8 protein-coding genes are annotated in these 11,110 nt (G+C 66.3%); all 8 read right to left on the reverse strand.

The window, feature by feature from the left end:
* Positions 1-66: 66 nt before the first annotated feature.
* The 8 genes from EJK91_RS20665 to EJK91_RS20700 all read right to left on the reverse strand — a co-directional run bounded on the left by EJK91_RS20665 (position 67) and on the right by EJK91_RS20700 (position 11,102).
* Complete coding sequence (locus EJK91_RS20665) at positions 67-360, reverse strand: hypothetical protein (RefSeq protein WP_064890669.1); 294 nt, start codon at positions 358-360, stop codon at positions 67-69.
* Between the two features lie 22 nt (positions 361-382).
* Positions 383-1,840 (reverse strand): PPE family protein, encoded by a 1,458-nt coding sequence (locus tag EJK91_RS20670; RefSeq protein ID WP_164518051.1) that lies wholly within the window; start codon positions 1,838-1,840, stop codon positions 383-385.
* The gene (locus EJK91_RS20675; protein ID WP_024443852.1) at positions 1,840-2,151 is read right to left on the reverse strand and encodes a PE family protein; all 312 of its coding nucleotides are present in this window, start codon (positions 2,149-2,151) and stop codon (positions 1,840-1,842) included. Before EJK91_RS20675 ends, EJK91_RS20670 begins: the two co-directional genes overlap by 1 nt.
* Positions 2,152-2,182: 31 nt before the next feature.
* On the reverse strand, positions 2,183-6,145 hold the full coding sequence (gene eccCa, locus EJK91_RS20680) for a type VII secretion protein EccCa (protein ID WP_125079840.1): 3,963 nt from the start codon (positions 6,143-6,145) through the stop codon (positions 2,183-2,185).
* A complete protein-coding gene (gene eccB / locus EJK91_RS20685; protein WP_125079841.1) occupies positions 6,142-7,767 on the reverse strand; it encodes a type VII secretion protein EccB in 1,626 nt (541 codons plus the stop codon). The genes eccCa and eccB overlap by 4 nt, the downstream gene beginning before the upstream one ends.
* Positions 7,764-9,596, reverse strand: coding sequence for a type VII secretion AAA-ATPase EccA (gene eccA / locus EJK91_RS20690; RefSeq protein ID WP_125079842.1), 1,833 nt, complete (start codon positions 9,594-9,596; stop codon positions 7,764-7,766). Before eccA ends, eccB begins: the two co-directional genes overlap by 4 nt.
* Positions 9,597-9,868: 272 nt before the next feature.
* A complete protein-coding gene (locus EJK91_RS20695) occupies positions 9,869-10,768 on the reverse strand; it encodes a class I SAM-dependent methyltransferase (protein WP_125079845.1) in 900 nt (299 codons plus the stop codon).
* Between the two features lie 97 nt (positions 10,769-10,865).
* Entirely contained in the window at positions 10,866-11,102 is a 237-nt protein-coding gene (locus tag EJK91_RS20700; protein WP_241178747.1) for a WXG100 family type VII secretion target, read from the reverse strand.
* Positions 11,103-11,110: the final 8 nt, after the last annotated feature.

Raw genomic sequence — 11,110 nt, forward strand, 5'->3', positions numbered from 1 at the left:
GCAGCATCGCCGGGTAGTTGTACATAATCTGTGACATCAGTCTGCTCCTTTTCCCTGGTCCGCCCGCTAAACCCCGGTGTAACCAGAAGCCGCAGCAGCGTCAGCCGCCACATACGTCGAACCGGCATCCGCCAGATTCACCTGCGCCATATCCAGCAACGCATTCACCCGCGCCGCCATCGCCACAAACCGGGCATGCGACCCCTGAAACGCCGCAGCCGCCTCACCCACATGAAACGCCTGCGCCGACATCGCCGCCTGCTCCGCCTGCGCCATCGTCGACCGCATCAACGCCGCCTTGGCACCAAACGCCGACTCCGACGCCACCAACTGCGGAATATGCGCATCCAACATACTCATCCCCGCACTCCTTTCCTGACTTCTACTTCGGTTCCGATTCCGACTCCCCAGCGGAGTCGCCAAGTTCTTTATCGCTCCAGGTATCGGGCAACATCGGCATATTCGGGCCGCCGCCGAATCCGTCACCGGTCAAGGTGGTCAACCCGGATGCCGCACTGCCGGCACGCTTTTCCACCGTGCCGGTGAATCCGAGCGGCCCGGAGCCGCGGTCCGATCCAGCCGTGGACGGCGTCTCCCCGGCGGGATCGGTTGCAGGACCGGAATTCATGTCCATGAACTCGTCGGCGTGGTCGTGCAGGATAGCGCGGCGCCGCCGCCGCGCCCGAGATCTTTCCCGGGCTGAGCTGCTCACCGCCGCCGCGGCAGCGGGCACCCGTGACGACGGTGCCTGCGCCTTGTTGCGGTCGGTCAGGGTCGGGCCGAGTCCGGTACCCGGGTCGCCCCCTCCGACCAGGTAGCCGAAGCCCATCGCCCCGGCTGCCGGAGCGGGAGGTGCCGCCGCCGGGGCGGGCGGCGCTGCCGGAACACTCGCCGCACCGGGTGTGGCGATCCCGGGCCCAAAGCCCGCCACCGCGACGGTCGGCCGATCGGGCGATGGGGCGGCCGGACCCGGCGCCGGCTTGGCGACCGCGTCCATAGTCCAGTCCCCGCCCAGGAGGTCGGCCAGGTAGGCGAGCCCGACGCCCAGGACGATCGGCACCATGATCGTCGCGCCGAGCATCACTCCCCAGAAGGTGAAGCCGAACGGGATGAAGAAGGCCTCGTAGGCGATAAAGAACAGCAAGGGGAACCAGGTCACCAGGGCGCCGGGCGTGCTCAGGATCTCCCGGATCACCCCGATCGGGTTGGCCAGGAGCTGGCCGAGCTGTTCGAACAGCCGGGTGAAGAAGTCCCCGATGCCCCCCGAGGAAGTGTCGTCGGCGGGCAAGGCCGAATCGGACTTGACCACCGGAGGGGCCTCCACCGGCCGCGGCGCCGACGCCAGGGCCGCACCGGACACCGCGTGATAGGTGCTCATGGTGGTGGCTGCCTGGATCCACATCCGGACATAGTCGGCTTCGTTGAGCGTGATCGGGATCGTGTTGATCCCGAAGAAGTTGGTGGCTACCAGCACCCCGTGCGTCATGTGATTGGTGGCCAGTTCGGCCAGTGTCGGCATCGACGCCAGTGCGCTGGTGTACGCCGTGGCGGCCACCTCATGCTGCGCGGCTACCCCGGCACTGTCCGCGCTGGCCTGGCCCAGCCACGCCAGATACGGCGCGTGCGCGGCCAAGTACTGCTCGGCGCTGGGTCCCTGCCATGCGCCGGTCTGCACCGCCCCGAGCAGCGCGGTGAGTTCGTCTGCCACTGAGGCGTATTCGACGCTCAATGAATTCCACACCCCGGCAGCCGACAGCAACGGACCCGGTCCGGGGCCGCTGCTCAGCAATGCTGAATGCACCTCCGGCGGGGAGGCGATCCAGACCGGGGCGGAAATCATCAGCCGCGCGTGCCCAAGAAATACGTCGAGGCGCCCGCCGCGTCACCGGCGGCGTAGTTGACACCGGACTCACCGACACCGACACCGGCGCGGCCCAACTCAGTGGCGCCCTGCGCCGCCACCGCGGCGTGCTCACTGCCCTGCGCGCTGAAACCGGCAGCGGTCTGCAGCGACACCGGGTCGGCGGCTGGTGGAACCACCGCGGTGATCAGCGGGGCGGCGCTGGCCTGCGCTGCCGCCAGACGGGCGGTCAATGCCTCGACCGCTGCACTGGCGGCGGCGAGACCTTCCGGAACCACATTGAGCGTCATGACAATTTCCCCTTCCGTAATTCGATACGCGTCAGCGCGTCAAGGTTTCGCTGAATTGCGGGTTGACTAGTTGTAGGTAGGTGGGTTCGTCGTTGTCGGTTAGTAGGATTGCGCGTCCTGCGGGTAGGCGTGCGAAGCGTTGGCCGCGGATTTTGCCGCTGTCGGCGGGGTTGCCGGAGAGCATCAGGGTGGTGGCTTGCAGGTCGTTGAGCCGTCGCAGTAGTGGGTTGGTCATTAAGGCGTGTGCTGAGCCGGTGGCGCGTGCGGTGACGATGACCCGTAGTCCGAGATCGTTTGCTTGGGAGAGCAGTTCGATCAGGGTGGTCCATGGTCGTTGCCCGGCGTAGGGGCCGGTCAGGGCCGGCGTGTCGGGGATGGCGTCGACGTCGTCGATGATCAGGTAGTGGGTGTGGCCGTCATAGCTCCAGGAGGCCAGATCCGCCGCCGATAGGCCTGCGGGGGGCCGGCGGGAGCCGATCAACGCGGAGAGGCCGAGCATGGCCGGGATGACCCGGTCGATGTTCGCGGTGTACTCATTGTCGGGGTAGAGGGGTTCATCGACGAGGTGCAGACGGCGGTCGATGACGGTGAACGCCACCTGATCGGCACTGGAGTGCTCCCGCACGGTGCGGATGATGTGGCGCAGCAGGGTGGTTTTGCCGGATTTGGCGTCCCCGAGCACCAGCAGCAGCGGGTTGGTGGTGAAGTCCACCTGCACAGGGGCCAGGTCCTCTTCGCGGACCCCGATGACCACATGATCGACCGCGGGATAGAGCACCCCGACTTCTTCGGGTGCCAGGTTGGTCGGCAACAACCGCACCGGCGGTGCGGCCAGCCCGGGATGGCGGGCGTTGATCTCCTCGATCTGGGCCAGATCCGGTGCGGCGATCAAGAAATGCTCAGCGGCCATGGTCAGGCCACGCCCGGGTTGGTTGGCCGGCACCGCCTCAGCCGGGCGGGTCAACGCTCCGGCCACCCGCACGTTGCTGTCGCGGGCATCGTGCAGTTTCAGTTCCAGGCGCAAGCCGAGCCCGTCGCGCATGGCCAACGGGACTTCCAGCCAGCTCGGGGTCGTGACGATCACGTGGATGCCGTAGGCCAGGCCCACGTTGACCAGTTCGGTGACTTTGGCCAGCAGCGGGTTGCGGGTGTTGAACGCATCGGTGTTATCGCGGCTGAACGCATACAGGTTGTCGATCACCAAGAAGACTTCACCGTAGCCGTCGTTGAGGGCGCCGATGCTGCCATCGCGGAACGCTTCGCGTTGCTGACGGGCGGTCAACAACTGTTCGAGTTCGCCGAAGGTGCGCCGGATCTTCTCGGGCTCCAACCCGGAGGCGACACTGCCCACATGGGCCAGGTCTTCTAGGGCCCGCAACTGCCCGCCGCCGTAATCGAGGCAGTAGAAGCTGACTTCCCGCGGTGAATGCAGCGCCGCGGCGGAGAGGATGAACGTCTGCAGCGCCGTGGTCTTGCCTGATTTGGGGCCGCCGTGGATGAGCAGGTTGCCCGCCGCGGAGCGGGCATCGAAGACCAGCGGGTCGCGGCGCATCTCGAAGGGCTTGTCGATCTGACCCAGCGGCCAGCGCAACGCCCGCTCGGCGATCCCGGCAGAAGCCAACGTGGTCGCCAGCGGGATCGGGTCATCCAACGGGGGCAACCACAATGCCGGGGCTTGCGGCCCGTAGTTGGCCAACTGATCGCCGATGGTGGCGATCAGCTTGCGCGGCGGACCCAGGGTCTCTTCGTCGACCTCACCCACGACGGTGGTCTGCGCCCCGGTGTCGACGGCACCGGCGGTGAACAGTTTCGGCTCGGGCAGGGCATGCATCACCACCGCCGGTGATTGCCGGGGCGGGTCATAGATCCCGTCGACATAAGTAGAGCGGAATTTGATCGGTGCCGCGCCTGGGGCCGGCACCAAAAAGCCTTCGCCTTTGTGTTCTTTGCCCGACTCGATGTGATAGGCGTCCTCGACCCCGATGATCTGGCGAGACACGCTGGGCGAGGCGACTTTCAACCCGATGCGGTAGGAAGTGTTCTTGTCGATGTCTTTGATCTTGCCGACATCCAACGTTTGCGACGCGAACAGGATATGGATGCGAAATGAGCGTCCCTTACGGGCCACATAGTCGAACAATTCGGCGTACTCGGGATGATCGGCCAGCATCAAGGTGAACTCATCAGCGACGATGAACAACGTCGGGATCGGCGCCAGGTCATGACCGGCGGCGATCGCGGCCTCATACTCGGTCACCGAGTTAAACGCACTGCCCTGAACCCGGCGGCCCGCCTCACGCAGCAACAACTCCCGCCGCGCGACCTCACCGCGCAACGTGTCCGCGAAGCGATCGGCGAGGGATTTCTTTTCGGCCATGTTCGAGATGACCGCAACGACCTGCGGGAAGTGCCGGAAGATGTCGGCGCCGGCCTCCCCTTTGAAGTCGGCGTAGATCACGATCAACCGATCCGCCGAATGCGTGGTCAACAACGCCAACAAGATCGCCATCAAAGTTTGGGACTTACCCGAGCCGGTCATGCCGATCATCAACCCGTGCGGACCCATCCCGCCCTCGGCCTCATCCTTGAGATCGAAGTACAACGGCTCCCCGGTCGCGGTCACCCCAATCGGCACCCGTAGTTCTTCTTCCCGGCTACGCGGGGACCACAATGCCGCCACATCCAACCGGGAGGCGTCGCTGATGCCCAACAAGCTGGTGAAGGTCGCCCCCCGAGTGCCCGCCGACCGCAACCCGGCATGGGTCGGGTTGGAATCCCAGCGGGAGAGCCGCCGCGCCACATGCGCCGCCTGCGCAGCCCCCAACGAATCGGCGGCATCGACATAACGCGCCCAGCCCCCCGACTGCCACCGATCAATCGAACCCCCACCGGCGCTGATACGCAGGATCGGACGCTCCGGATCGGAGTACTGCTCGCGGCTCGGCGCCACCGTCGTCCGCGCAATCACGGTCACCCCGGCGCGGGCTGCCCCCAACACCGAGGCCGCCACATCAAAATCAGGGTCATCGATGATCACCAACACATGCCGACCCGACTCAGCCGGCTCACCGGTGAACGCCGGCCGGCCCGCCAACACCGGCGCCAACAACGACACCAATTCCTCACCACTGCCCGCCAGATAACGGGCCGGCCCCACCCCATCGACCTGGCCGGCGATATCAGTGTGCGGCAACCACTTCAACCACGACCACGCATCGGATTCCAACTCCGGTGACGCCAACGCCACCCCCAACATCGTCGGGTCATGCCAGCACACCGCCTGAGCCACCCACGCCCGCACCGCCGCACGCACCTCATCAGCGGCGTCCTGGCCCTCACCCAAAACCGTGATCCGCGACAGCTTCGCCAAATCCATACCCACCGGCACATCCCGCACCGTGCGCTGGGTATCCAACAAACTGCGCAACGCACTGTGCGAGACCGGCTCCAAATCAATCTCATCAGCGGTATCAGTCACCCGCACCGCACTGGCCAACCCCACCGCATGCCGGCCCGTACGCACCACCAAAAAATCCTCATCATGAGGATCGCGTTCCCACTGCCGCCGCGAACCCGGCACCGCCACCAAATCCGCCGGATCCGGATGCGACCACAGCGCCGCTGCCCGCTGCTTGGCCGCCGACCCCCGAATATTGTCCCGAACCACCGACAAATACCGCAGATAATCCGCCCGCTCAGCATCAACCTCCACCGTGCGGGCCTTCTTATCACCACCCCGATAAATACCGGCCGCCGCCACCAACAACGCAAACGGGAAGAACAACATCACCGGAGACACCAACCGCATCCCCGTCGCGACCATGGCAATCACCATGCCCACAATCAAAATCACAATCACCACCGGCAACGCCCGCTGCAAAAACGACGCCGGAACCAACCGCGGCAACTCCGGCGGCGGCTCAATCGTGATCGTGCCCCGATCAACCGGCGGCACCGGCAACCGACGACGGGCCTCAAAAATCAAACGACTCACCGGGACTCCCCAACACTAGAAACGCCACCCAACCCAGCCGTGGCACGACGACCCGGACGCGCATCCGGCGCCAACCCATCATGAGCCAACAACGCATCACTGCGCGACAAAGCAGGACCAACAGCAAACTGCGACAACACCGACCACGGAATCGGCAACGCCGGCCCACTCAAACCAAGCGCCGAAATAGTGTCTCCCTCGCCACCATTGGTGCCGGCCTCGGTGTTGATGCCATAGCGCACACCGGTATCCGAAATCCAAAACAGCGGGCCCGCGCTGGCGTTGGCCGCCGGGTCACTGTTGACACTCTGAGCAAAATAACCCGAGCCCGGCGTCAACGCGACGCGTGCGGCAGTGCCGCCCACTCCCGCACCCACCAGATCCAAGGTCTGCACACCCTCACGCAACGGCAACGCCGAACCCGACAACAACGTCAACGAACTCGTACTCGCCCCAGCCGGCTTGCTCCAATGCGCGCACGTCACCGGCGCCGACACCGCATCAACCACCCTGACCGGCTGCTCCGGGAAACGCGACACATCCAACTGCCGCGAAACCGGCAGCCGCGCAACATCATCAGCACCCAACACCGGCGGCCGCTCCAAACCCTGCGAATCCGTATTACGCAACACCGCCGCCACCACACCAGAAATCGGCTGCAAACCATCCTCCAGCACCGCGTAATAACGCAGGGTGCTTTGCGCGTTGCCGTCCAGCGAGTGCGCCGCCACAACTGCGCCCACCGGCGCGGCCGAGGGCAGGTCGTATGCCGGCTTGCCGCCGGCGCCGGGGATCACCGGCGCCACCAGGGCCGGCGCCTCCGGGATCGCGTTGAACAGGCCGGTGGCGATCGGGCGCGGGGTGGGCACCGCCGAACCCCGCTCGCCCAGACCCAGGGCACCGGTGATGGCGTGGTCGGCCAGGTCGATCCGGCTGCGCTTGCCGTCCCACAGCAGCCATGCGCCGGCACCGTTGTCGGCCAGCACCGCATGCTGCGCTTCGAGCGCACCGGCACGGGATCCGTTGGAGTCCAACGGGCCACCGATCACTGTGACCCCGGCAGTCGAGCCGGTCACCGAGTCGCACGCCGTCCAGTCGGCGTCATGGGAGCTGCTTTGCACCATGCGTTCTGGGGCCCCGGGGATGCCGATCAGGTTGCCGCGGGCGAACTTGTCCAGCGCAGTGCTTTTCACCACGGTCGGGTTGACCGGCCGGCCGGCGATCAGGCGGGCGGAGGTCAGGTTCAGCACCGGGTGCAGCTGGTCGCCGACGCGCACATACAGCGCGGAGGTGGACTTGTCTGCCAGCACCGGGTCGTCTTTGGCCGCGCTGTTGGGCCAGATCAGGGTGAAGACGAAGCAGCCGGCGGCGACGGTGGCCAGCACCAGCAGTCCCATCAGCACCGCACGCGCTTGGGACCGCAGTGGTTCGACGAGCATCCGGGTGTCGTGCAGGGCTACGCCGGAGGCGATGCGCCGCATGACGAAACGCCAGCCGCTGACCTGATGCTTGGTGACAAAACCGCGCCGGTACTCGACCCGGTCGGGATTCTCGTTGACCGGGGTCCGTGACGCGAACGATCGCCGCTCGTCATCGGGCCGGTCGGATTGGGCCGCGCTCATGCCTTGGCCTCCAGGCCCAGGCCACGCAGCAACGGCGCCACCGAGTTACGAACATCTTCGGTCGTAATGGTCATGAGCTCCTCATCGGTGAACAGTCCGGTGCCGGATTGTTCGGAATGGTCAAGCCGGAATTCGCGCTCCTCCTCGGAGCGTTCGACGAGGTTTCGCACGAACCGGCCGTTGCCGGCGATGTCCAGGCTGCGCCGGGCGACGCCGTTGGCGTCGGGGTGCGACGCCTGGGCCAGCTGACCGAACAGCGCCTCCATCTCTTCGAGTGCGGACTGCTCGAAACGGCTGTCGCGTTGCTCGGCCATCTTGTGCGCGATCTCGACCAGCTCCGGCGGCTGGTAGGACGGGAAGTCGATGCTGCGGGTGAAACGCGACCGCAGACCTTCGTTGGTGTCCAAGAACCGGTCCAGGTCGGCCCGGTAACCGGCGACGATCACCACCAGCCGGTCGCGGTCGTTCTCCATCCGCGCCAGCAGCGTGTCGATGGCGACCAGTCCGAAGTCGTTCTTGGCGCCGGTGGCCACCAGGGCGTATGCCTCATCGAGGAACAGCACACCGTCGAGAGCACTGTCGATGATGGCGTTGGTCTTGGCCTCGGTCTCACCGATGTGCTGACCGATCAGGTCGGCACGGTGCACCTCTTTGATGTTCTCTTTTTTCAGCAGGCCCAGGCCGCAGTAGATCTTGGCCACCACGCGCGCGATGGTGGTCTTACCGGTCCCGGGCGGACCGGCGAAGACCAGGTGGTGGGTGCGCTGGCCGACGGCCAGGCCGTGCTGCTTGCGCACCACTTCCATGGCCACCGAGCTCTTGAGTCGCTGCACCTGGTTCTTGACCTCGGCCAGCCCGATGAACTCGCCGAGTTCACGCTCCGCCTCGGCCAGCAGTTCGGCCTTGCGTTCGTGGGCCGACGGGTCGACGAAGTCCTCGGCGCTCGGCTCCGTGTTGGGGTCCCAGGGGTCGGTTCGGGCCTCGATCCGGGCCGCGGTGGTCGTGACGATCCCGAAACTGTGGTCCAACAAGGCATGTTGAACCTGCTCGTTCTCCGGGTTGGCGGCATAGAGGTCCTGCAGCACTTCGGCTGCGGATTCCTCGTCGTCTTGGGCCCGCAGGATCAGTCCCTTGGCCAAGGCGCCGTCGGTGGCGGCGACCGCGATAGGCCCGTCCGGCTCCTCCAGGTACGACAACGCCGGGGCATACATGCCCAGGCGCGCCAGCGCGATCCCCAGCGCGATCTTCGCGGCGTGGGTGAACAACTCGTCTCGGTCCGGGTCGTTGACGATCGGAGTCAGCAGCTTGACCATGTCCGACCAGCGGCCGGCGTGGTGGTTCACCGCGATCGCCATCCAGCGAACGTCATTCCAGTCGGGACGCCGCTGGGCGATCTCGGCGACCACCGCGTTCGCCTCGGCGCACCGGCCGGCCATCGCCAGCTGCGCGGCGTGCGCCAGGTGGAAGTCGTCGGCTTCGGTGGCGCGCAACTTCAGGTATAGCCCGGTGTCGTAGTGGAACCCGAGCGCACCCTGCTGAAGGTCCAGGCGCCGCTGCAGGGCGCCGGCACTGGCGGCGGTCTGCGAGACGGCCGCGAGCACCCGCGGCGACTGGTCGCCGGCGGCGGCAAGGCCGATCCAGGCGTCGCACTGCTCGTGCGCGATCCGGGTCAGCGCCGCGAAGCCAGTACGGGCCGCCGTCAGGTCGGCAGGACGTTTGCGCTGGTAGACCTCGATGCCGAGAGCTCGACAGCAGGTGGCGAACCGGCTGAGGGTTTCCTCGTCGACCCGGGGTTGCGGGGCCAGCAGAGCCGCATCACCGTTGTTCATGCGTGGCTCGCCCCTTCACTGTTCTTGACTGCACCAACCCGGCTGAAGTTAGCATTGCATAAGCTAACTGTCGAGATCGATCGAGACGGTCGGCAGGCGACTTCCATCACTCCCGCAGGCGGCTTTTCAGCCCACAAACGGGACGCTGGCGCGCCGACGTCGTTCCAACCCATCACCGACTCCTTATTGAAAATCATTTTCGATTGTTCCGCACGCTACCGCATGCGCGGTTCGGCTTCCACAGCGGTTCTCGCCGCGGTCGCTGACCGCTCCTAACTCTTGACCGCCCACATCAGGGAGTTCCGCAAGATCATCTGACCGGCCTGGGTGTCCGGCTCCGGGACGGGACGGCCCAACTGGCGCAGGCAATCGGCCAGGGGTGTCACCGCCGCGGTCCAGCCGCGAGCACCGAACCACTGATCCGCAGGCGCGTGCTGCTCGTTGTAGACCAGCCGATGGAAGATGCGGGTGTCGTCGCCTGCCTCGACTTCGGCCGCAACCGCGGCTTCATAGGCGTCCTGGGGCATCGGGGCGCCGTCCTCGACCGCGACGTGACTGCCCGAAGCGGCAAGGCCATCGACACCGGTGAACAGCTGCTCCTGAGCGACAGCGGGCAGGTAGATCAACAGGCCCTCGGCGATCCAGGCTGAGGGCTGGGCGGGGTCGAAGCCGGCGTCACGCAGCGCCTGCGGCCAGTCCTCGCGCAGATCGACCGCGACCTCACGCCGCTCGGCCTTGGGACGGATGCCGCGCTGCGACAGCACATAACTCTTGAAGCCGAGGACTTGCGGCTGGTCCAACTCGAAGATCGTTGTCTCGTCGGGCCAGGACAACCGGAAGGCGCGGGAGTCCAGTCCGGCCGCCAGCATCACCACCTGGCGCACCCCGGCGTCGACGACACCGCTGAAGTAGTCGTCGAAGTACCGGGTGCGCGCGCCCTGGAAATTGACGAAGTGCTGCCCGAACTCACTGGACAACAGCTCGTGGTCGGGCAGTTTGCCGTCCAGCACGGCCGCCCAGTCCCCGCCGACAGCCCGGCAGAACAGCTCCGCATACGGATCGACCGCCACCGGATCGGGTTTGGCGGCCTCCAGGGCCCGGGCAGTGGCCACGAACAAGGCCGTCGACCCGACGCTGGTGGTGATGTCCCAGCTGTCACCGTCACTACGCATTAGAGGCATTCCAAGGACCCTACGCCGGGGTGCGCGTCGCGGATCGCCCGAAGAATGCCCCCGAAGCCAGGCGTGACAGGCCAGAGCTTGCGCTCCGTCAGCCCCACTTGGCGGCTTCGGCGGTGTCGCGCGCGTTCATCATCAAGGTGTTGGTCTCATGGGTGGAGGCCATTGCCCGATAGGCAAGCACCAACTCCTCCATCGCCTGATTCCACTGCGCCTGCCACGCCTGATACGTCATACCCGTATCGCCCTGCCACGCCGCCGACAACGCCGCCTGCTCACTGGCAATGTCAGCACCCACCGCCTGCAACGTGCCCGCATACCCGTTCATCTCAGCCG

This window comes from Mycobacterium sp. P7213 (assembly GCF_900604305.1).
In the GTDB taxonomy this organism is placed as follows: Bacteria; Actinomycetota; Actinomycetes; order Mycobacteriales; family Mycobacteriaceae; genus Mycobacterium.